18 protein-coding genes are annotated in these 20576 nt (G+C 73.7%); 4 read left to right on the plus strand and 14 right to left on the minus strand.

Translation table 11 applies throughout. The annotated features are described in order from the left end of the window. Nucleotides 1-40 precede the first annotated feature (40 nt). The 7 genes from JOF54_RS01670 to dop all read right to left on the minus strand — a co-directional run bounded on the left by JOF54_RS01670 (nucleotide 41) and on the right by dop (nucleotide 6205). Nucleotides 41-769 (minus strand): lysophospholipid acyltransferase family protein, encoded by a 729-nt coding sequence (locus JOF54_RS01670; RefSeq protein WP_210052419.1) that lies wholly within the window; start codon nucleotides 767-769, stop codon nucleotides 41-43. Continuing rightward, nucleotides 766-1434, minus strand: coding sequence for a (d)CMP kinase (cmk, locus tag JOF54_RS01675; protein WP_307803715.1), 669 nt, complete (start codon nucleotides 1432-1434; stop codon nucleotides 766-768). Before cmk ends, JOF54_RS01670 begins: the two co-directional genes overlap by 4 nt. 109 nt (nucleotides 1435-1543) lie before the next feature. Further along, nucleotides 1544-2617 (minus strand): prephenate dehydrogenase, encoded by a 1074-nt coding sequence (locus JOF54_RS01680; RefSeq protein ID WP_210052423.1) that lies wholly within the window; start codon nucleotides 2615-2617, stop codon nucleotides 1544-1546. Then, the gene (gene prcA, locus JOF54_RS01685; protein ID WP_210052425.1) at nucleotides 2614-3444 is read right to left on the minus strand and encodes a proteasome subunit alpha; all 831 of its coding nucleotides are present in this window, start codon (nucleotides 3442-3444) and stop codon (nucleotides 2614-2616) included. Before prcA ends, JOF54_RS01680 begins: the two co-directional genes overlap by 4 nt. A gap of 59 nt (nucleotides 3445-3503) precedes the next feature. Then, entirely contained in the window at nucleotides 3504-4343 is an 840-nt protein-coding gene (prcB, locus tag JOF54_RS01690; RefSeq protein ID WP_210052427.1) for a proteasome subunit beta, read from the minus strand. Continuing rightward, the gene (locus tag JOF54_RS01695; RefSeq protein WP_210052429.1) at nucleotides 4340-4540 is read right to left on the minus strand and encodes a ubiquitin-like protein Pup; all 201 of its coding nucleotides are present in this window, start codon (nucleotides 4538-4540) and stop codon (nucleotides 4340-4342) included. Before JOF54_RS01695 ends, prcB begins: the two co-directional genes overlap by 4 nt. A 153-nt stretch (nucleotides 4541-4693) precedes the next feature. Continuing rightward, entirely contained in the window at nucleotides 4694-6205 is a 1512-nt protein-coding gene (dop, locus tag JOF54_RS01700; RefSeq protein ID WP_210059265.1) for a depupylase/deamidase Dop, read from the minus strand. A gap of 102 nt (nucleotides 6206-6307) precedes the next feature. On the opposite strand from dop, the gene JOF54_RS01705 reads away from it, so the two are divergent. Beyond that, the gene (locus JOF54_RS01705; RefSeq protein ID WP_210052431.1) at nucleotides 6308-6682 is read left to right on the plus strand and encodes a DUF3054 domain-containing protein; all 375 of its coding nucleotides are present in this window, start codon (nucleotides 6308-6310) and stop codon (nucleotides 6680-6682) included. Between the two features lie 231 nt (nucleotides 6683-6913). Here JOF54_RS01705 and arc read toward each other — a convergent pair whose 3' ends face one another. Genes arc through JOF54_RS01725 form a run of 4 tightly spaced genes read right to left on the minus strand, consistent with a single transcriptional unit; the run spans nucleotide 6914 to nucleotide 11747 of the window. Next, nucleotides 6914-8659: a proteasome ATPase gene (arc, locus tag JOF54_RS01710; protein WP_210052433.1), complete on the minus strand. Its 1746-nt coding sequence runs from the start codon at nucleotides 8657-8659 to the stop codon at nucleotides 6914-6916. Between the two features lie 32 nt (nucleotides 8660-8691). Next, the gene (locus tag JOF54_RS01715; RefSeq protein ID WP_307803716.1) at nucleotides 8692-9591 is read right to left on the minus strand and encodes a tRNA (adenine-N1)-methyltransferase; all 900 of its coding nucleotides are present in this window, start codon (nucleotides 9589-9591) and stop codon (nucleotides 8692-8694) included. Continuing rightward, on the minus strand, nucleotides 9584-11071 hold the full coding sequence (locus JOF54_RS01720) for an ABC transporter substrate-binding protein (protein ID WP_210052435.1): 1488 nt from the start codon (nucleotides 11069-11071) through the stop codon (nucleotides 9584-9586). The genes JOF54_RS01715 and JOF54_RS01720 overlap by 8 nt, the downstream gene beginning before the upstream one ends. Further along, a complete protein-coding gene (locus JOF54_RS01725) occupies nucleotides 11058-11747 on the minus strand; it encodes an HAD family hydrolase (RefSeq protein ID WP_210052437.1) in 690 nt (229 codons plus the stop codon). Before JOF54_RS01725 ends, JOF54_RS01720 begins: the two co-directional genes overlap by 14 nt. 125 nt (nucleotides 11748-11872) lie before the next feature. On the opposite strand from JOF54_RS01725, the gene JOF54_RS21700 reads away from it, so the two are divergent. Next, on the plus strand, nucleotides 11873-12736 hold the full coding sequence (locus tag JOF54_RS21700; protein ID WP_210052439.1) for a DUF559 domain-containing protein: 864 nt from the start codon (nucleotides 11873-11875) through the stop codon (nucleotides 12734-12736). 77 nt (nucleotides 12737-12813) lie between these two features. Here JOF54_RS21700 and metH read toward each other — a convergent pair whose 3' ends face one another. Next, the gene (gene metH, locus JOF54_RS01735; RefSeq protein ID WP_210052441.1) at nucleotides 12814-16395 is read right to left on the minus strand and encodes a methionine synthase; all 3582 of its coding nucleotides are present in this window, start codon (nucleotides 16393-16395) and stop codon (nucleotides 12814-12816) included. A 57-nt stretch (nucleotides 16396-16452) separates the two neighbouring features. On the opposite strand from metH, the gene JOF54_RS01740 reads away from it, so the two are divergent. Both JOF54_RS01740 and JOF54_RS01745 read left to right on the plus strand, forming a co-directional pair. Then, a complete protein-coding gene (locus JOF54_RS01740) occupies nucleotides 16453-17301 on the plus strand; it encodes a PAC2 family protein (protein ID WP_210052443.1) in 849 nt (282 codons plus the stop codon). 72 nt (nucleotides 17302-17373) lie between these two features. Further along, nucleotides 17374-18546 (plus strand): AI-2E family transporter, encoded by a 1173-nt coding sequence (locus JOF54_RS01745; RefSeq protein WP_210052444.1) that lies wholly within the window; start codon nucleotides 17374-17376, stop codon nucleotides 18544-18546. Here JOF54_RS01745 and rpe read toward each other — a convergent pair. Both rpe and JOF54_RS01755 read right to left on the minus strand, forming a co-directional pair. After that, a complete protein-coding gene (rpe, locus tag JOF54_RS01750; protein WP_245358514.1) occupies nucleotides 18523-19170 on the minus strand; it encodes a ribulose-phosphate 3-epimerase in 648 nt (215 codons plus the stop codon). The genes JOF54_RS01745 and rpe overlap by 24 nt on opposite strands. Before the next feature lie 34 nt (nucleotides 19171-19204). Further along, the gene (locus JOF54_RS01755; protein ID WP_210052448.1) at nucleotides 19205-20575 is read right to left on the minus strand and encodes an RsmB/NOP family class I SAM-dependent RNA methyltransferase; all 1371 of its coding nucleotides are present in this window, start codon (nucleotides 20573-20575) and stop codon (nucleotides 19205-19207) included. Nucleotide 20576 lies beyond the last annotated feature (1 nt).

Below are 20576 nucleotides of genomic sequence, written 5' to 3' on the forward strand. Positions count from 1 at the left end.
CGACGCGGTGGAACCCGGCGCGGTCGCCGCGGGGGCGGACTCAGTGCCGGGTGAGGCGCGGTTTGGCCTTCGGCGGCCCTGGCAAGGGTAGTCCGGTCAGGGCCTGCGCGGCCACGACGTGCTCGGCCAGGTGCCGGCGGACGTGCTCGGTCCAGCGCGCGACCTCGTCGCGGCGCCGCGGCCACGGCTCGCGGGGCAGCTGCAGCGGCTCCCCGTAGACGATGTGCACCGGCCCGCCGCGACGGGGCAGCTGGGCGTCGGTGTGCCCGGGCTCGCGGGTGCCCAGCAGCGCCACCGGCACCACGGGCGCCCCGGTGACCATGGCCAGGTAGGCCGCGCCCCGGTGGGCGTGGGCGACCTCGCCGCCGGTCCGCCGGCCCTCGGGGAACAGCGCGAGCACCTTGCCCGCGCGGAGCACCTGGACGGCCCGGTCGATGGCCCGGGTGTCCGGCTCGTGCCGGTGCACCGGGATCTGCCCGACGTAGGTGAGCAGGTGCCCCAGCACCCCGTGGAACAGCTCGGTCTTGGCCACGGTGAAGGTCCGCCGGCGGGTGAAGGCCACCAGGGCCGGCCCGTCGAGGAAGCCGAGGTGGTTGGCGGCCAGGATGACGGGGCCGCGGCGCGGCACGTGCTGGCGGCCGTGCACCCGCACCCGCCACCACGTGCTGAGCACCAGCCGGACCGGCACCCGCAGCAGCCGCAGCCCCCACTCCTTGGCGGGGGGCAGCTCGTCGGTGTGCGGCAGGTCCGGGCTGATGCCGGCGATCACGGACGTGGCTCGGCCCCGGCGCGGCCGGGGGCCAGCTCGCAGATCGCCTCGATGACCTGGGCCAGGTCGAGGTGGGTGGAGTCGACGACGGTGACCCCGGGCGCGGCGTCGTGGAACTGCGCCACGGTGGAGTCGTCGGCGTCGCGGCGGATCACCTGGTCGGTGACGGCGGCGGCGTCGACGGCGGTGCCCAGCTCGGCCTGCCGGCGCGCGACCCGGGCGGCCGGGTCGGCCACCAGCAGGACCCGGACGTGGGCGTCGGGCGCCACGACGGTGGTGATGTCGCGGCCCTCGGCGACGACGCCGGCCGGGGCGTCGGCGATCAGCCGGCGCTGGCGGGCCACGAGGTCGGCGCGGACGTCGAGGTTGGTCGCGACGGCGCTGACCGCGGCCGAGACCTCGGGCGCCCGGATGGCCTGGGTGACGTCGTGGCCGTTGACCGCGATCGTGGGGCTGGCCGGGTCGAGGGCGATGTCGAAGACAGCGGCGCGGACCAGGGCGGCCACGGCGTCGGTGTCGGCGAGGTCGAGGCCCTCGTGCACGGCGAGCCAGGTGGCCGCCCGGTACATCGCCCCGGTGTCGAGGAAGGCCAGGCCGAGACGGTCGGCGACCCCCCGCGCGGTGCTGGACTTCCCGGACCCGCTGGGACCGTCGATGGCCACCACGAGCCGCTCCCCGGAGGGCGCGGCGGTGCGCGGACCTTGGACTCTCGTTGCCTCTGACACGCGGGCCAGCGTACCGGGAGGCGCTGACAGACCCCGGTCCGCGCGCGGCTCAGGAGCCGACGGACCAGCCGCCGGCCCGCATCGTGGCGAGCAGGTCGTCCGCCTGCTCCGGCGCGACGGACAGCGCGAGGTAGCCGATCTCGCGGGCCTGGTCGTGCTCGATGGCGATGTCCTCGACGTTGACGCCAGCGGCGCCGACCTCGGCGAACAGCCGGCCGAGCGCGCCCGGGGTGTCGGGGATCTCGACGACCACCTGGTGGTAGGTGGCTGGCGCCGCCCCGTGCTTGCCGGGAATGCGCCGGGTGCCGTCGACGCCGCGCGCCAGCTGCTCCTCCAGCTCCCCGGTGGTGGTGCCGGTCTCCAGCGAGCGGATCAGCCCGGCGAGCTCGCCCGAGACGGCGCGGAGCTCGGCCAGGACCGCGGTCGCGTTGGCGCTGAGGATCTGCTGCCACAGCCCCGGGTCGCTGCCGGCGATCCGGGTGACGTCGCGCAGGCCCTGCCCGGCCAGCAGCAGGTCCGAGGTCGGGACGGCGGTGAGGTGGCCGGCCATCAGCACCGACATCAGGTGCGGCAGGTGCGAGACGCGGGCGACGGCGGCGTCGTGGTCGTCGACGTCCATCACGACCTCGCGGGCCCGGCAGGCGCGGACGAGGGCCAGCACGTCCTGCACGGACTCCTCGCGGGAGCGCCGGTGCGGGGCCACCACCCAGGTGCGGCCGTCGAAGAGGTCGGCGTGCGCGGTCACCGGCCCCGAGTGCTGCGAGCCGGCCATCGGGTGCGACCCGACGTAGCGGCCGAGGTCGGCGTCGCCGTCCCACAGCGCGTCGAGGACGCCGGCCTTCACCGAGCCGACGTCGGTGACCGTGGCGGCCGGGAAGGTCTGCAGGCTCTGCCGCACGACGGCGGCGATGGCCGCCGGCGGGACGGCGACGACGACCAGGTCGACGACGCCGGGCTCCGGCTTATCGAGGACGCCGGCCCCGAGGCCCGCGGCCACCCGCGCGTGGCTGCTGGTGCGGTCCTGCAGGTGCACCGTCCAGCCGTCGGCGGTCAGCGCCAGGGCCAGGCTGGCCCCGATGAGGCCGGTGCCGATGACGACCGCGGTCCGGCGCTCCCCCGTCACGAGGTGGGCTGGGCGGGACCGGGCGCGCCGGGGCCGGTGTCCCCCGTGGGCAGCTCGGTCTCCGGCAGCGGCTGCGGGGCGAGCTGCGGTGCCGTCTCGTGGCCGGGGTCGCCGCTCTCGGCCTCCCCGCGCAGCAGGTCGGCGAGCCGCGCGCCCTGCAGCCGGCGGAACTTCCGCGGCAGCGCGCGGTTGCGGTCGAGGATCGCCACCTCCAGCGCCTGGTCGCCCAGCTCGCGGGCCGGCGCGTTCGGGCCGCCGTCGGAGGCGAGGGCGCCGACGGCCAGCCGGACGGCGGCGACCAGGCTCAGGTCGGGCCGGAACCCCCGCCGGACGGTCTCGGTGATCACCTCGGCCGAGCCGCCCATCACGGCGAAGTCGGTCTCGTCGGCCACCGAGCCGTCGTAGGTGAGCCGGTAGATCTGGTCCAGCTGGTCGGTCGCGCCGAGCTCGGCGACGATGATCTCGACCTCGTAGGGCTTCTCCCCGCCCGAGGAGAAGATCGTGCCCAGCAGCTGCGCGTAGGCGTTGGCCAGACCCCGGCCCGTGACGTCGGTCCGGTCGTAGCTGTAGCCGCGCAGGTCGGCGTAGCGGATCCCCGCGGTGCGCAGGTTCTCGAACTCGTTGTAGCGGCCGACGGCGGCGAAGCCGATCCGGTCGTAGATCTCGCTGACCTTGTGCAGGGCCTGCGACCGGTTCTCGGCGACGAAGAGGATGCCGTCGGCGTAGTGCATGACCACCACCGAGCGACCGCGGCCGATGCCCTTGCGGGCGAAGTCGGCGCGGTCCTTCATCTGCTGCTCGGGCGCGACGTAGAAAGGCGTGCTCATGCGGGGGTTCCGATCGGGCTCGGGACGGACGGGCTCATGTCAGCGGTCGGGGCAGGACGTCAGGTCAGCGGGGCGGCCGGGCCGTCGGGACGCTGCCGGCGGCTGCTGACGATCTGCTCGACGAACTCCTCGACCTGGGCCTCGCTGACCCGCTGCACGCCGTCGGCCGTGGCGACGAGGACGACGGGGAAGATCCGCCGGGCCAGGTCCGGGCCGCCGGTGGCAGAGTCGTCGTCGGCGGCGTCGTAGAGCGACTGCAGCAGCGCCAGCGTGGTCGCCCCCGCGTCGAGGTCGGGCCGGTACAGCTTCTTCAGCGCCCCGCGGGCGAAGACCGAGCCCGAGCCGACGGAGAAGAAGGCGTGCTCCTCGTAGCGACCGCCCGTGGCGTCGTAGGAGAAGATCCGGCCCTGGCCGGTGGCGACGTCGTAGCCGGCGAACAGCGGGACGACGACGAGGCCCTGCAGGGCGAGGCCGAGGTTCTGCCGGATCATCGTGGCCAGCCGGTTGGCCTTGCCCACCAGCGAGAGCGGGGCGCCCTCGATCTTCTCGTAGTGCTCCAGCTCGACCTGGAACAGCCCGACCATCTCGACGGCGATGCCCGCCGCGCCGGCGATCCCGACGACGGAGAACTCGTCGGCCGGGAAGACCTTCTCGATGTCGCGCTGGGCGATGACGTTGCCCATGGTGGCGCGGCGGTCACCGGCGACGACGACGCCTCCCGGGAAGGTCGCGGCGACGATGGTGGTGCCGTGCGGGGCCAGGTCGGCCACGCCGGCCGAGACCGCGCGCGAGCTGGGCAGGACGTTGGGCGCGACCTGGGCGGCGAAGTCGGCGAAGGACGACGTGCCCACGCTCAGGTACTCCGCGGGCAGCCCGGGGGTGCTGGGTCGGACGCTCACTGGCCACCCTTCTGGACGAACGAGCGGACGAACTCCTCGGCGTTGACCTCGAGGACGCCGTCGATCTCGTCCAGCAGGGAGTCGACGTCGGAGTCCAGCTCGGCCTTGTGCGCGGTGTCGACGGGCGCCAGCTCCTCCTCGGGCTCGGTGTCCTCGCTCCGCCTCGTGCGGCGGGCGCTCTGCTCTGACTCAGCCATCGGTGCTCCTCGTGTCGACCCGCCCACGGCCGTGCCGGGCCTCGCGGCCCGCCGTGCGTCGAGTGCTGCCAAGCCTAACCACCCCCGCTGACAGTCCTGTCGCGCTCGCGCTCGCGCCGGCCTGCCCACCTGCCGCTCCCGCGGTGAGGGCGGCTACCGGCCGAGGGCGGCGAAGAGCTCCGTGACGTCGGCGCAGCTCTCGAGCACCTGCCCGAGGTGCGCCCGGGTGCCGCGCAGGGGGTCGAGCAGCGGCACGCGCTGCAGGGCGGGCCGGTCGGGCACGTCGAAGATCACCGAGTCCCAGGAGGCGGCGACGACGGCGTCCCCGAAGAGCTCCACCACCCGGCCGCGGAACCAGGCCCGGGTGTCCTCGGGCGGCGTGGTCCGGGCGGCCTCGACCTCGTCGTCGCCGACGAGCCGCTGCATCTTGCCCTTGGCCACCAGGGCCGCGTAGAGGCTGCGGGCCGGGTCGACGTCGGCGTACTGCAGGTCGATGAGCGCCAGCTTGGGGGCGTCCCAGCCCAGGCCGTCGCGGGCGCGGTAGGACTCCATGAGCTGGAGCTTCGCCACCCAGTCCAGCTGGTCGGCCAGCACGAACGGGTCGGCGCGGAGCGCGTCGAGCACCTCCTGCCAGCGGGTGAAGACGTCCTTGGCCTCGCTGACCGCCGGCTCGGACAGGCTGCCGGCGACGCGCTCGAGGTGGCGGCGGCACGCCTCGAGGTAGGCCTCCTGCAGGTCGACGGCGGAGAACCGGCGGCCGTCGGCCAGGGTCAGCGGGGCGGCACAGCCGACGTCGTGGCTGACGGCCCGCATGGCCGCCACGGGCGACTCGAGCCGGAGGTCGGCGCCCAGCTGGCCGGCCTCGATCACCCGGAGCACCCAGGAGGCGGTGCCGACCTTGAGGTAGGTGGAGATCTCGGACAGGTTCGCGTCGCCGGTGATGACGTGCAGCCGGCGGTGCCGGGTGGCGTCGGCGTGCGGCTCGTCCCGGGTGTTGATGATGGGCCGGTTGAGCGTGGTCTCCAGGCCGACCTCGGCCTCGAAGAAGTCGGCGCGCTGGCTGAGCTGGAAGCCGGCCTGCTGGCTGGCCTGGCCGATCCCGACGCGCCCCGCCCCGGTGACCACCGCGCGGGAGACGAGGAAGGCGGTGAACTGGGTGACCACCCGGTCGAACGGGGTGGCCCGGTCCAGCAGGTAGTTCTCGTGGGTGCCGTAGGAGGCGCCCTTGCCGTCGGTGTTGTTCTTGTAGAGCCGCACGGACCGGCCGAGGGACTGACTGGCGCGGCGGGCGGCGATGGCGGCGACGACGTCCCCGGCCTTGTCCCAGCGGACGACGTCGAGCGCGCTCGTCACCTCCGGCCCGGAGTACTCGGGGTGCGCGTGGTCGACGTACAGCCGCGCCCCGTTGGTCAGGATCAGGTTGGCCATGCCGAGGTCGGTGTCGGTCAGCTGGTCCGGGTGCGCCGTCGAGCGGGAGATGTCGTAGCCGCGGATGTCGCGCAGCGGGGTCTCGGTCTCGTAGTCCCAGCCGGCCGGCTGGCCCGGGGCGAGCTGCCCGTAGGCCTTGACGACGTGGTTCGAGAGCTGCATCGGGTGCAGCTCCTCCTCGGCGCCGCGGTGCGGCCCGGGCAGGGCGCTGATCCCGTACTCGGTCTCCAGCCCCATCACCCGCGTCGGGCGCGGCACCTCGGCCGGGTCGGGTCCACTCGTCGTGCTCTCCCCGCGACGGGACGCCTCAGCCATGCCGTCCAGCGTAGTGTTGCCGCCGTGAGAATCTGGCCCGCGCTGGCTGCCGACGTCATCTGCATCCTCGTGTTCGCCATCGTCGGCCGCAGCAGCCACGCCGAGAGCACCGACCTGGTCGGCGTGCTGGCCACGGCCTGGCCGTTCCTGGCCGGCTACGCGCTGGGTCTCACCCTGGCCCGCTCCTGGCGGCACCCGGTCGCCCGTCCCTCCGCCCTCATCCTGTGGGGCTCGACGGTGGTGGTCGGGATGGCCTTCCGCGTCCTCACCGGCGCCGGCGTCCAGCTCTCCTTCGTCATCGTCACGGCGGTCGTGCTGGGCGTCCTGCTGCTCGGCTGGCGCGGCCTGTGGTCCCTCGTCCAGCGCGCCCGCCACCGCTCCGGGCACGCCCCGGCCTGACGCGCGAGGGTTGCGAAGCGGCCCTTCGACGAGCTCAGGGAGCGGTGGTCCCGACCCCTCCTGCCCCGCACCGGACGCAGGGACCCGAGGGGCAGAGAGCGGACCAGCGGGGTCGAACGCAGGCCGTGGCGCGCTGACCGGTCGGCGACGCTCGTCGTGAACACGCTCTTCGTTCACGACGAGCGAGGCGCACCGGTCAGCAGCAGCGCCACGGCCGGAGTGAAGACCCCGCTACAAGTACTGCCCCGTGTTGGACACCGTGTCGATCGAGCGGCCCGGCTGGGTGCCCTTGTTCGAGGAGATGAGGGTGCGGATGAAGACGATCCGCTCCCCCTTCTTGCCCGAGATCTTCGCCCAGTCGTCGGGGTTCGTCGTGTTCGGCAGGTCCTCGTTCTCGGCGAACTCGTCGAGGCAGGCCTGCAGCAGGTGGCCGATCCGCAGACCGCGGACGCCCGCGTCGAGCAGGTCCTTGATCGCCATCTTCTTGGCCCGGTCGACGATGTTCTGGATCATCGCGCCGGAGTTGAAGTCCTTGAAGTACAGGACCTCCTTGTCGCCGCCGGCGTAGGTGACCTCGAGGAACTGGTTCTCCTCGGACTCCTCGTACATCCGGGCGACGGTCCGGTCGATCATCCCGGCCACCGTCGCGGCCCGGTCCCCCCCGAACTCGGCGAGGTCCTCGGCGTGCAGCGGCAGCGTCGGCGTCAGGTACTTGCTGAAGATCTCGCGGGCGGCCTCGACGTCGGGCCGCTCGATCTTGATCTTGACGTCCAGCCGGCCCGGCCGCAGGATCGCCGGGTCGATCATGTCCTCGCGGTTGGACGCGCCGATGATGATCACGTTGTCCAGGCCCTCGACGCCGTCGATCTCGCTCAGCAGCTGCGGGACGATCGTGTTCTCCACGTCGGAGGAGACCCCGGTGCCGCGGGTGCGGAACAGCGAGTCCATCTCGTCGAAGAAGACGATCACCGGCATGCCGTCGGACGCCTTGTCGCGGGCCCGCTGGAAGACCAGGCGGATGTGCCGCTCGGTCTCGCCGACGTACTTGTTGAGCAGCTCCGGGCCCTTGATGTTGAGGAAGAAGCTGCGCCCCTCCTGGCCGGTCCGCTCGGTGACCTTCTTGGCCAGCGAGTTGGCGACGGCCTTGGCGATCAGGGTCTTGCCGCAGCCGGGCGGGCCGTAGAGCAGGATGCCCTTGGGCGCCTTCAGCTCGTGCTCGGCGAACAGCTCCTTGTGCAGGTAGGGCAGCTCGACCGCGTCGCGGATGGCCTCGATCTGGCCGCCGAGGCCGCCGATCACCGAGTAGTCGATGTCCGGCACCTCCTCCAGCACCAGCTCCTCGACGTCCATCTTGGGGACGCGCTCGTAGGCGAAGTGCACGCGGCGGTCGATGAGCAGCGAGTCACCGGAGCGGAGCTTCTCGTCGCGGAGGCGCTGGGCCAGCCGGACGACGCTCTCCTCGTCGCCGTGCCCGACGACCAGGGCGCGGTCGCCGCCGTCCATGACCTCCTTGAGGAGGACGACCTCGCCGACCTCGTCGAAGTCCAGCGCGGCGACCACGTTCATGGCCTCGTTGATCATCACCTCGCGACCGGGCGTGACCGCCGCCAGGTCGACGTCGGGGCTGACGCTGACGCGCATCTTGCGCCCGGAGGTGTAGATGTCGGCGGTGTTCTCCCCGGTGTCGGCCAGGAAGATGCCGAAGCTCGCCGGCGGCTGCGCCAGCCGGTCCACCTCGGTCTTCAGCGCGACGATCTGGTCGCGCGCCTCCCGCAGGGTCGACGCCAGCCGCTCGTTGTTGGACGCCGTGGTGCGGGCGTCCTGCCGGGCGTCGGCGAGCCGGCGCTCCAGCACGGCGATGTCGTGGGGGTGGGACGCGAGCCGCTCGCGCAACCGGGTGAGCTCCTCGCTGAGCGCACTGATCTGGGCGACGAGAGCTCCACGCTCTTCGGGACGATCATGGACGGGTCCGGTCATGACGCACCTCCTGGCACGACCCTACCCGCGGCTCAGCGGGGCCCGGTGTAGTCCTCGCCATACGCGCCGGGCGCCGGGCGGCGCTTGCGCGGCGGGGCGTTGACGCCGGGCGCCAGCCGCCGCGCGGTGACCAGGAACCCGGTGTGGCCGACCATGTCGTGGCGGGGCCGCACGGCCAGGCCCTCGGCGTGCCAGGCCCGGATGAGGGTCTCCCCCGCCTCGGGCTCGGTGAAGCCGCCGCGCACCCGCAGCGTCTCGACGGTGCGGGCCAGCTGGGTGGTGGTGGCGACGTAGGCGCAGAGCACGCCGCCGGGTACCAGGACCTCGGCCAGCGCGTCGACGCACTCCCAGGGCGCGAGCATGTCGAGGACCACCCGGTCGACCGGCTGGTCGCCGAGGTTCTCGACGAGGTCGCCGACCCGGAGGTCCCAGGAGGGGTGCGGACCGCCGAAGAAGGCCTCGACGTTCTTGCGGGCCTGGGCGGCGAAGTCCTCGCGGCGCTCGTAGGAGCGCACCCGGCCCGTCGGTCCGACGGCCCGCAGCAGCGTGCAGGTGAGGGCTCCCGAGCCGGCGCCCGCCTCGACCACCCGGGCGCCCGGGAAGATGTCGGCGGTCATGGCGATCTGGGCGGCGTCCTTGGGGTAGATCACCTGGGCGCCGCGCGGCATCGTCACCGTGTACTCGTTGAGCAGCGGCCGCAGGGCCAGGTAGGCGGTGCCGCCGACCGAGGTGACGACGGTGCCCTCCGGCTGCCCGATGAGCTCGTCGTGCTCGACGGCGCCCTTGGTGGTGTGGAAGCGCCCGCCCTCGGCGAGCAGCACCGAGTGCCGCCGGTTCTTGTTGTCGGTCAGGGTGATCCGCTCGCCGGCCCGGAGCTCCCCGAGGCGCACACCCGACAGCACGGCCGGGTGCTCCGTGCTCGGCTCACCCACGGGAGATCCCGAAGAGGCCGAGCTGCCAGCCCGGGCCGTAGGAGGTCTCGCTCATGTCGGTGCCGGGGCCGACGTAGACGTACTCGTCGGACTGGCTCACGGGCAGCACGACGAGGTCGGCGGCGGCCTGCTCCTGCAGGGTGGCCAGCAGCTGGTTCGCGGCGTCGTCGGTGGTCGTGGCCCGGTAGCCGGACTCGGCCGTGGCGACGGCGTCGGCGGAGGCGGGCAGCGGGGCCTCGACGTAGGGCTGCAGCCACGCCAGCGGCGTGGCCGTCCAGGCCTTGCGGTCGACGAGGGTGAGGTCGCCCGGCTCGTCGGCGCGGAGCTGGACGCTCAGGCCGCCGGTGTCCTCGAGGCGGCTGCGGATCTGGGTGGCGATGTCGCGTCCGTTCGGTTGGGTGGAGTCGTAGCCGAGGGTGAGGTTGATCCGGTTGTCCCAGGTCACCCGCGGGTTGGTCGTGCCCCCGAGGGGGAAGGTGGCGACGTGGCCGGGGACGCCGCCGGGGACGACGGAGTCCGAGGTCCGGTCACCCTGCAGGGCCAGCGCGATGGCCGTCCGCAGGGCCTTGGTGCCGCGGCTGCGGGAGTCCGGCGACCACTCCAGCTGCAGCACCCGGGTGCCGGTCAGCACCTGCTGGCGGAAGCCGGTGGCGGTCGTCGCGTCGGCGTTGACGGCCTGCTGGCTGAGCCGGGTCACGGCGGCCTCGTCGAGCCCGCGCCAGACGACGTCGACGGTGTTCTTGGCCATCGCGTCCTCGATGGTCGCGGAGTCGTCCACGCTGCGGTAGACGAGGGCGTCGAGGGAGGTGGGGTTGCGGCCCTGGTAGTCCGGGTAGCGCTGCAGCCCGATCTCGTCCTCGGTCAGGCTGGTGACGCTGAACGGCCCCGACCCGACGACCGGGTCCTCCCGGCTCCGGATCTCGTCGGCGTCGTAGACCTCCTCGTCGACGATCGAGGCGGCCGGGCTCGCGAGCGCCCAGCCGAACTGGGTGTCGACGCGGCTGAGTAGGAAGCGGACGGTCAGCGGGTCCGGCGTCTCGATCCGGCGGAGCGAGGACAGCAGCGGGGCCGACGAGCCGGCCACGTTCAGCCGGGCCGCCCGCTCGATGCTGAACTTCACGTCGCTGGAGGTCAGCGGGTGGCCGTTGTGGAAGGCCTCGTCCTCGTTGAGCGTGCAGGTGTAGGTGGTGGCCGCGGTGAAGATGCAGTCGCGGGCCGCGTCGGGCTTGAGCACCGACTCCCCGGGCGCCGCCGTCATCAGCCGCTGGAAGACGTTGAGGGCCAGCATCGCCGAGGAGGCGTCGGTCATCGCCGCCGGGTCGGTGACCCGCACGCGGTCGGTGCTCATCACCGTGAAGGGCCGCGGTGCCGGGCTGTCCGACGGCGCGGGGTCCGTCCCTCCCCCGGTCAGGCTGCAGCCGGCCAGCAGCACGGCCGCGGCCGCGCCGGCCAGCACCCGGGTGCGCTCAGTCCGGGTCATCGGCATGCTCCAGGAGCTCGGCGACGCCGGCGGCGTCCAGCTCGGTCAGGGAGGCGACGACGCGGCGGCGCGGGGCCGCGGGGATCTCGACGCGGTTCGGGACCCCGACGACGAGGCAGCCGGCGGCGTTGCCGGAGCGGGCGCCGGTGACGGAGTCCTCGATGACCACGCAGCGGCGGGCGTCGACGCCGAGCGCCTCGCAGGCCTTCTCGTAGGGCTCGGGGTGGGGCTTGCCCTGGGTGACCTCGTCACCAGCCACCGAGACGGCGAAGGTGCCGGCCGGCAGCTGGGACAGGGCGGCGTCGAGCAGCACCCGGTAGGAGGCCGAGACGAGCCCGCAGGGCACGCCGGCCCGGCCCAGGGCCGTCAGCAGCTCGAGGGCGCCCGGCCGCCAGGGCATCGGGCGCTCGGCGAGGAAGCCGACGACGCGGCCCAGCAGCTGGTCGACCACCCAGGCGGGGTCGACGTCGCGCCGGTCGATGGCGTTGAGGATGTAGATCGCGGAGTCGATGAGCGAGTTGCCGACCAGCTCGTCGGCCTGCTCCTCCGACCAGGTGCCGCCGAGGGTGGCGATCAGCTCGAACTCCGCCTCGATCCACAGGGGCTCGGTGTCGGCGAGGGTGCCGTCGAAGTCCCAGAGGACGGCGGCCGGGGCGGCGGGGGTCGTGGTGCTCATCGCCCGACATCCTCCCAGCCGCGGCACCGAGAGCACGAATCCCCAGGCCGCGACCTGCGGGCCGGGAGGTCCACAGGGCCGGCGCAGGGCGCCGCTGCGGCCGCCCGCGTCCCGAGGGTCCCGGCGTGCGCGCGCGTGAGGTGGAGATCAGCCGGCTGCTGGATCAGGGCGGCGGGGCGGTCCGGCGGGCCGACCACCCGGCCCTGGCCGGCAGCCTCGACCGGCTGCTGCGGGACGGCCGCCTGACGGCGCTGCTACCCGGGGTCTACGGCGACGCCGCCCGGTGCGCCGACCTCGGCGTGCGGCTGGCCGCCCTCCGGGCCTGGCGCCCGGACGCGGTCGTCAGCGGCCGGGCCGCGGCGCAGCTCCTCTTCTGGCCGGAGCTGCGGGTGGGGGCGGTGGAGGCGGCGGCTCCCGGTCTGCGCGGGCAGCGGGCCGGCTTCGTGCTGCGCAACCGGCGGGTCGACCCGGACGAGGTGGTCGAGCGGCACGGGCTCCGCTGCACGTCCCCGGCCCTGACCGCCCTCGACCTCTGCGACGAGGAGGGAGGTGCAGCGGTCGACGCCGTGCTCCGCAGCCGGCAGGCCCGCCTGGCCGACCTGCACCGGGTCCTCGCCGCCCACCCGGACCGCCGCGGGAACCAGCGGCGCCGGGCCCTGCTGCGGGACTCGCGGGACGAGCCGTGGTCCGAGGCGGAGCGGATCGCCCACGCGCTGCTGCGGAGGGCGGGCATCGGCGGCTGGTCGGCCAACCGGCCCGTCGTCGTCCACGGGACCCGCTACTACGTCGACATCGCCTTCGACCGCGAGCGGCTGGTCCTGGAGATCGACGGCTGGGAGTTCCACGGCAGCCGGGCGGCCTTCGAGCAGGACCGGGCCCGGCAGAACGACCTCGTCCTGGCCGGCTGGCGCGTCCTCCGCTTCACCTGGGCGATGCTGACGGAGGACCCGGACGCCGTCGTCGTGGCCGTCCTCGCCGCCTTGCGCTGAATCTCGACACGTCGTCGGCCCCCGACTGAGCGACACGCCGCCCTCCGGGCCTTCCGGCACCGACGACGTGCCGGATCTCAGCGGGCGTTGAAGTACTTGGCCTCGGGGTGGTGGACGACGAGCGCGTCGGTCGACTGCTCGGGGTGCAGCTGGAGCTCCTCGCTCAGCTCGACGCCGATCCGCTCCGGGCGGAGCAGCGAGACGAGCTTCGCGCGGTCCTCCAGGTCCGGGCAGGCCGGGTAGCCGAAGGAGTAGCGCGAGCCGCGGTAGGCCTGGTCGCGGACCATGTCGTCGACCGGGCCGTCCGCCGCGCCCAGGCCGAGGTCGGACCGGATGCGGGCGTGCCACATCTCGGCCAGCGCCTCGGTGAGCTGGACGCTCAGCCCGTGCAGCTCCAGGTAGTCGCGGTAGGCGTTGCGCTCGAACAGCTCGGCGGTCGCCCGGCTCACGGCCGACCCCATCGTCGCCAGCTGGAAGGCGATGACGTCGGGGCCGTGCTCGCGCACCTCGCCGCGGTCGCGGAAGAAGTCGGCCAGGCACAGGTGCCGGTCGCGGGTCTGCCGCGGGAACGTGAAGCGGTGCAGCTCGGCCGCCGGGTCGTCGACGTCGCCGCCGGGCCGCAGCACCACGAGGGTGTCGCCCTCGCTGTAGCAGGGCCAGTAGCCGTAGACGACGGCGAGCTCGGCGATGCCGTCGGTCTGCACCCGGTCCAGCCAGGCGCGCAGCCGCGGTCGCCCCTCGGTCTCCACCAGCTCCTCGTAGGACGGCCCCCCGCGCACACCCTTGAGGCCCCACTGGCCGAGGAACGTCGCCCGCTCGTCGAGGAACGAGGCGACGTCGGCCAGCTTGATGCCCTTGACGATCCGGTCGCCCCAGAACGGGGGCACCGGCACGTCGACGTCGCGGGCCACGTCAGAGCGGACGGCGGTCTGCACCGCGCCCGGCGCGTCGGCCGCCTCCGCGTGCGTCGCCGGCTGGTCGGCCCGCCGCTTGACCCGCCGCTCGCGCGGGGCGGGCAGGGCCGCGCCCTCCTCGCCGCGCTTGACGGCCATCAGGGCGTCCATCAGACGAAGGCCCTCGAAGGCGTCGCGGGCATAGCGGACCTCGCCGGCGTAGACCTCGCGGAGGTCCTGCTCGACGTAGGCGCGGGTGAGCGCCGCCCCGCCGAGGAAGACGGGGTAGCTCGCCGCGACGCCGCGGGCGTTGAGCTCCTGCAGGTTCTCCCGCATGACCACGGTCGACTTCACGAGCAGCCCGGACATGCCGATAGCGTCCGCGTGGTGCTCCTCCGCGGCCTCGATGATCGTGCTCACCGGCTGCTTGATGCCGAGGTTGACGACGGTGTAGCCGTTGTTGGTCAGGATGATGTCGACGAGGTTCTTGCCGATGTCGTGGACGTCGCCCTTGACCGTGGCCAGCACGATGGTGCCCTTGCCCCGGCTGTCGGCCTTCTCCATGTACGGCTCGAGGTGCGCGACGGCGCTCTTCATCACCTCGGCGGACTGCAGCACGAACGGCAGCTGCATCTGGCCGGAGCCGAACAGCTCGCCGACGACCTTCATGCCCTGCAGCAGGTCGGTGTTGATGATCTCCAGCGCCGTCTTGCCCTCGCCCATCGCCTGCTCGAGGTCGTCGCCGAGGCCCTTGCCCTCGCCGTCGACGATCCGCTGCTGCAGGCGCTCGCTCACCGGCAGGGCCAGCAGGGCGGCGGCCCGCTCGGCCTTGGTGTCGGCGGTGGTGACGCCGTCGAACAGCTCGAGGAAGGTCTGCAGCGGGTCGTAGCCCCCCTGGTCCTCGGTGGCAGGGCGCCGACGGTCGTAGACCATGTCGAGCGCCACCCGGCGCTGCTCGTCCGGGATCCGGTTCATCGGCACGATCTTGGCCGCGTGCACGATCGCGGAGTCCAGGCCGGCCTCCACGCACTCGTGCAGGAAGACCGAGTTCAGCACCACGCGGGCGGCCGGGTTGAGGCCGAAGGAGATGTTGGACAGCCCCAGGGTGGTCTGCACGTCGGGGTAGAGCCGCTTGACCTCGCGGATGGCCTCGATCGTCTCGATGCCGTCGCGGCGGGTCTCCTCCTGGCCGGTGGCGATCGGGAAGGTGAGGCAGTCGAGGATGATGTCGCTGCGCCGCATCCCCCAGTTCTGCGTGAGGTCCTCGACGATCCGGGTGGCCACCGCGACCTTCCAGTCCCGGGTGCGGGCCTGGCCCTCCTCGTCGATGGTCAGCGCCATCACGGCCGCGCCGTGCTCCTGCACCAGCGCCATGATCTTGGTGAAGCGGGAGTCGGGCCCGTCGCCGTCCTCGTAGTTCACCGAGTTGACGACGGCCCGGCCGCCGAGGCGCTCCAGCCCGGCCTGCAGGACGGCGGGCTCGGTGGAGTCCAGCACGATCGGCAGCGTGGAGGCGGTGGCCAGCCGGAAGGCCAGCTCGCTCATGTCGGCGGCGCCGTCGCGGCCGACGTAGTCGACGTTGAGGTCCAGCAGGTGCGCGCCGTCGCGGATCTGGGCGCGCGCGATGTCGACGCAGTCGTCCCAGCGCTCGGCCAGCAGGGCCTCGCGGAAGGCCTTGGAGCCGTTCGCGTTCGTCCGCTCGCCGATGGAGAGGTAGCTGGTGTCCTGGCGGAACGGCACCTCGGCGTAGAGCGACGCGGCGGCCGCGACGTGGCCGGGCGAGCGCTCGACGACGGGCCGCTCGCCGAGCCGCTCGACGACGCGGGCCAGGTGCTCCGGCGAGGTGCCGCAGCAGCCGCCCACCAGGCCGAGGCCGAACTCCCCGACGAACTGCTCGAGGGCGTCGGCCAGCTCGACGGGCTGCAGCGGGTAGTGCGCCCCGGTGGAGGTGAGCTGGGGCAGGCCGGCGTTGGGCATGCAGCTGACGCCCACCGTGGCGTGCCGGGCGAGGTGGCGCAGGTGCTCGCTCATCTCGGCCGGGCCGGTGGCGCAGTTGAGGCCGATCATGTCGATGCCCAGCGGCTCCAGCGCGGTCAGCGCGGCGCCGATCTCCGAGCCCAGCAGCATCGTCCCGGTCGTCTCGACGGTGACGTGCACGATGACCGGCAGGTCGCGGCCAGCGTGGGCCAGCGCCCGGCGGGCGCCGAGGGCGGCGGCCTTGGTCTGCAGCAGGTCCTGCGAGGTCTCGATGAGGACGGCGTCGATGCCACCGGCCACCATCCCCTCGACCTGGCGCTGGTAGGCCTCGCGCAGGGCGGTGTAGGAGATGTGGCCGAGCGTGGGGAGCTTGGTGCCCGGGCCGACGCTGCCCAGCACCCAGCGCGGCCGGTCGGGGGTGCTGAAGGCGTCGGCGGACTCGCGGGCGATCCGGGCGGCGGCCTCGGCCAGCGGCAGGATCTGGTCGGCGATGCCGTACTCGCCGAGGGCCGACAGGTTCGTGCCGAAGGTGTTGGTCTCCACCGCGTCGACCCCGACGGCGAAGTAGGCGTCGTGGATGGCCCGGACGACGTCGGGCCGGGTCCGGCTGAGCACCTCGTTGCAGCCCTCGAGCTGCTCGAAGTCCTCCAGCGTCAGGTCGTAGCCCTGCAGCATCGTCCCCATCGCCCCGTCGCCGATGACGACACGGGAGGACAGGGCGGAGCGCAGGTCGGTGGGCACCCGTCGAGGATAGGTCCGCGGCGCCTCCCGGCACCGGGTAGCCACCATGTGGCGGGCCCCCGCGGACCGCCGTCGGGCACCGGGACCGCCGGTTACAGTGAAGCCATGTCAGACGTGCCCAGCCGTGACCTCCGTGACCTGGACGACCCGGTGGTGGTGGTGGCCTTCGGCGGCTGGAACGACGCGGGCAGCGCGGCGACCGGCGCCGTCGAGCACCTCAGCGAGGTCTACGAGGCCGAGTCGGTCTTCGCCATCGACCCCGACGACTTCTACGACTTCCAGGTCAACCGGCCCGAGGTGAAGCTGGACGAGGACGACGACCGCGAGCTGGTCTGGCCGACCACCGAGGTGCTCGTCGCCGACCTGCCCGACGGCCGCCCGCTGGTCCTCGTCCACGGCCTGGAGCCCAACCTGCGCTGGCGCCAGTTCTGCACGCTCATCACCTCGGCGCTGAAGTCCGCGAGCACCCGCCGGGTGCACCTGCTCGGCGCGCTGCTGGCCGACACCCCGCACACCCGGCCCATCCCCGTCTCCACCTCCACGGGCAACCGGGAGCTGATGACGTCGATGGGCCTGGCCCCCTCCACCTACGAGGGGCCGACCGGCATCGTCGGCGTGCTGGCCGACGCCCTGGAGCGCAGCGGGGTGCAGGTCCTCTCGTCCTGGGCCGCCGTGCCGCACTACGTCTCGCACCCGCCGTGCCCCAAGGCCACGCTGGCCCTGCTGTCCCAGCTGGAGCAGGTGCTCGACACCCCGCTGGAGCTGGGCGAGCTGCCCGAGCTGGCCCGGGCCTGGGAGCGCGGTGTCGACGAGCTGGCCGCCGAGGACTCCGAGGTGGCGGAGTACGTGACGTCGCTGGAGCAGCAGCAGGACGCGACCGACCTGCCCGAGGCGAGCGGTGAGGTCATCGCCGCCGAGTTCGAGCGGTACCTGCGGCGCCGGCAGGGTCATTGAGCGCAGAACGGGTAACTAGGGCAGGCTGAGGGCCGGCGCCCCCGCCCGTGTCCCCACCCGTCGAGGAGTTCCGTGCCCCGTCAGTCCGCCGCCCCGGCCCCCACCGCACCCCCCAAGCCTGACCCCGGCGTCGGCACGGCCCCCAGCCCGCCCTACTTCGGGATCGTGCTGCTGGCCGCCCTCGTGGTCGTCGGCGTGGGGCTGCGCTCGGCCGCGGACATCGTCGCGCCCGTCTTCCTGGTGCTCACCCTGGTGATCACCGTCGCCCCGCTGCGGAAGTTCCTCGTCAAGCACCGCTGGCCGTCCTGGCTGGCCAGCGTGGTGAGCCTGCTGGCCATCTACGCGCTGCTGCTGGTGATCCTGGGCTCGGTGGTCTACGCCGTCGTCAAGCTGGTCAACGCGCTCCCCCAGTACGCCGAGGCCTTCAACAAGATCTTCGACTCGCTGCTGGCGCTGTCGACCCGGCTGGGCTACGGCTCGGAGCAGATCCAGAACCTCGCGTCGTCCTTCCAGCTCAGCAGCCTGACCGGTCCGGCGCAGGCCCTGCTGGGCGCGCTCAGCGGTGGCGCCTCGCTGCTGATCCTCATCATCACCGTCGTGATCTTCCTGGCCTTCGACTCCGGCAGCATCGCCGACCGGATCGCCGTCATCCGCGAGACCCGGCCGCACATCGCCGACGGCCTCGTGAACTTCGCCAGCCGGGTGCGCAAGTACTGGATCGTCACCACCGTCTTCGGCCTGATCGTCGCGGTGATGGACTACGTCGCGCTGCTGATCATCGGCGTGCCGCTGGCCCTGACCTGGGGCGTGCTGGCCTTCGTCACCAACTACATCCCCAACATCGGCTTCGTCATCGGCGTCATCCCGCCCGCGCTGATCGCGCTGCTGGCCGGCGGTCCGGGCCAGGCGCTGGCCGTGGTGATCGTCTTCACCGTGATCAACGTCGTCGTGCAGACGATCATCCAGCCCCGCTTCACCGGCGACGCCGTCGGCATCAACGGGACGGTGGCGTTCGTCTCGCTGATCTTCTGGGCCTACCTGCTGGGCGCCCTCGGGGCGCTGATCGCGATCCCGGCGACGCTGTTCGTCAAGTCCGTGCTGGTGGACAACTCCGTGCCGGCGAACTGGATCAACGGGCTGATCAGCTCAGCACCGAAGAAGGAGACCCCGGTCGAGCAGCGGAAGCGGCGCGACCGCGAGGTCCCCGCGTCGAAGCGGCAGTCAGCCCGCGGCCGCCAGAGCTAGCCGGCGCAGCTCGGCCACCATCGCGTCCGGGTCGTCGGCGCCGAACACCGACGACCCGGCCACGAAGGAGTCGACCCCCGCGGCCGCGCAGCGCTCGACCGTCTCGGCCGAGACGCCGCCGTCCACCTGCAGCCAGACGTCGCCGCCCACCTTGTCCAGCAGGGCGCGGGTGCGCTCGATCTTGGGCAGGCACAGGTCGAGGAACTTCTGGCCGCCGAAGCCCGGCTCGACGGTCATGATCAGCACCATGTCCAGCTCGGGCAGCAGGTCGGCGTAGGGCTCGATCGGCGTCGCCGGCTTGAGGGCCATCGACGCCCGGGCGCCGCGGCCGCGCAGCTCGCGGGCCAGCCGCACGGGCGCGGCCGCCGCCTCGACGTGGAAGGTCACCGACTCCGCCCCGGCCTCGGCGTAGGCGGGCGCCCAGCGGTCCGGGTCCTCGATCATCAGGTGCACGTCGAGCATCACCGGGGTGGCCGCACGGATGGACTCGAAGACCGGCAGACCCAGCGTCAGGTTCGGGACGAAGTGGTTGTCCATCACGTCGACGTGCAGCGCGTCCGCCGACGGCACGGACTCGATCGCCGCCTGGAGGTTGGCGAAGTCGGCGGAGAGCAGGCTGGGCATGAGGCGGACCACGCCCCGACCCTAGCCTGCGGCCTCAGGACACCCGGAGGTACGCGGCGAACATCGCGTCGGTGCCGTGCCGGTGGGGCCACAGCTGGAGGAAGTCCCCCGCCGCCGCGTCGGGCACCTCGGGCAGCAGCTCCGACGCCGGCAGCACGGTCACGTCGTCCCGGCCGGCGAGGGTCTCGGCCACCACGTCGACGGTCTCGCGGCGGTGCGGGGAGCAGGTGACGTAGGCGACGACGCCCCCGGGCGCGGCGGCGTCGAGCGCGGCGGCCAGCAGGGCGCGCTGCAGCCCGTGCAGCTGCTCGACGGCGGTGTCGGCCCGCCGCCAGCGGGCCTCCGGACGGCGGCGCAGGGCCCCGAGGCCCGTGCAGGGCACGTCGGCGATGACCCGGGCGAAGGTGCCCGCTCGCCAGGCCGGGCGCGTGCCGTCGGCCTGCAGCACGACGGCGCGGTCCCCGCGGTAGCCGCGCAGCCCGCCGGCCACCAGGGCCGCCCGGTGCGCCGAGGGCTCGACGGCGACCAGCGGGCCGTCGTCGGGCCCCAGCAGGCCGGTCAGCAGGGCGGCCTTGCCGCCGGGACCGGCGCACAGGTCCAGCCAGGGGCCGGTCGGGGCGCTGGCCCGGGTGAGGCCCCAGGCGACCAGCTGCGAGCCCTCGTCCTGCACCCCCGCGCGACCTTCCCGCACGGCGGGCAGCGCGCCCGGCGAGCCGGTCCAGCGCGCGGCGAACGGTGACAGGGTGCCGGGCTCCGCGCCGGCGTCCAGCAGCTCGGCCACCTCGGCCAGGCCCGGCCGGACGACGAGGCTGACGACCGGGCTGACGTTGTCCGCGGCGAGCGCCGGGGCCAGCTCGTCCGCGGGCAGCACGTCGGCGAGGGCGTCGACGACCCAGCGGGGGTGGGCGGTGCGCAGGGCCAGGGCGTCGCGCTCGTCGAGCCCGGCGCCCAGCTGGTCCAGCCAGCCGTCGAGGTCCCGAGCGGCGACCTTGCGCAGCACCGCGTTGGTCAGCCCGGTGACCCGCTCGCCGACGGTCGCCGCGGCGAGGTCCACCATCGCGGCGACGGCGGCGTGCCCGGGGACCCGGAGCGAGAGCAGCTGGTGGGCGCCGAGCCGCAGCAGGTCGAGCACCGCGGGCTGCAGGCTGCCCAGGCTGCGGCCGGACGCGGCGACGAGGACGGCGTCGTAGGTGCCCTGCAGCCGGCAGGTGCCGGCCACGAGCTCGGTGGCGAAGGCGGCGTCGCGGCCCTCGAGGTGCCGCTCGGCCAGCAGGTCGGCCAGCACGAGGTTCGCGTAGGCGCCCTCGCCGTTGACCAGCCGGAGGGCGTCGAAGGCCAGCCGTCGGGCGCGGTCGGGCTTGCGGCGGGCCGTGGTGCCGCGGCGTCCGCGGTCGGGAGCGGCCACG

Origin of the sequence: Microlunatus capsulatus, assembly GCF_017876495.1 — a bacterium.
GTDB classification, from domain to species: domain Bacteria; phylum Actinomycetota; class Actinomycetes; order Propionibacteriales; family Propionibacteriaceae; genus Microlunatus; species Microlunatus capsulatus.

Bases quoted from the DNA above. Each gene is read 5' to 3' on its own strand.
- JOF54_RS01725 (WP_210052437.1), bottom strand. From the start codon at position 11,747: ATGAGCACCACGACCCCCGCCGCCCCGGCCGCCGTCCTCTGGGACTTC.
- JOF54_RS01720 (WP_210052435.1), bottom strand. From the start codon at position 11,071: ATGACCCGGACTGAGCGCACCCGGGTGCTGGCCGGCGCGGCCGCGGCC.
- arc (WP_210052433.1), bottom strand. From the start codon at position 8,659: ATGACCGGACCCGTCCATGATCGTCCCGAAGAGCGTGGAGCTCTCGTC.
- prcA (WP_210052425.1), bottom strand. From the start codon at position 3,444: ATGAGCACGCCTTTCTACGTCGCGCCCGAGCAGCAGATGAAGGACCGC.
- JOF54_RS01740 (WP_210052443.1), top strand. From the start codon at position 16,453: ATGTCAGACGTGCCCAGCCGTGACCTCCGTGACCTGGACGACCCGGTG.
- metH (WP_210052441.1), bottom strand. From the start codon at position 16,395: ATGGTGGCTACCCGGTGCCGGGAGGCGCCGCGGACCTATCCTCGACGG.
- rpe (WP_245358514.1), bottom strand. From the start codon at position 19,170: ATGCCCAGCCTGCTCTCCGCCGACTTCGCCAACCTCCAGGCGGCGATC.
- JOF54_RS01695 (WP_210052429.1), bottom strand. From the start codon at position 4,540: ATGGCTGAGTCAGAGCAGAGCGCCCGCCGCACGAGGCGGAGCGAGGAC.
- dop (WP_210059265.1), bottom strand. From the start codon at position 6,205: ATGGGGCTGGAGACCGAGTACGGGATCAGCGCCCTGCCCGGGCCGCAC.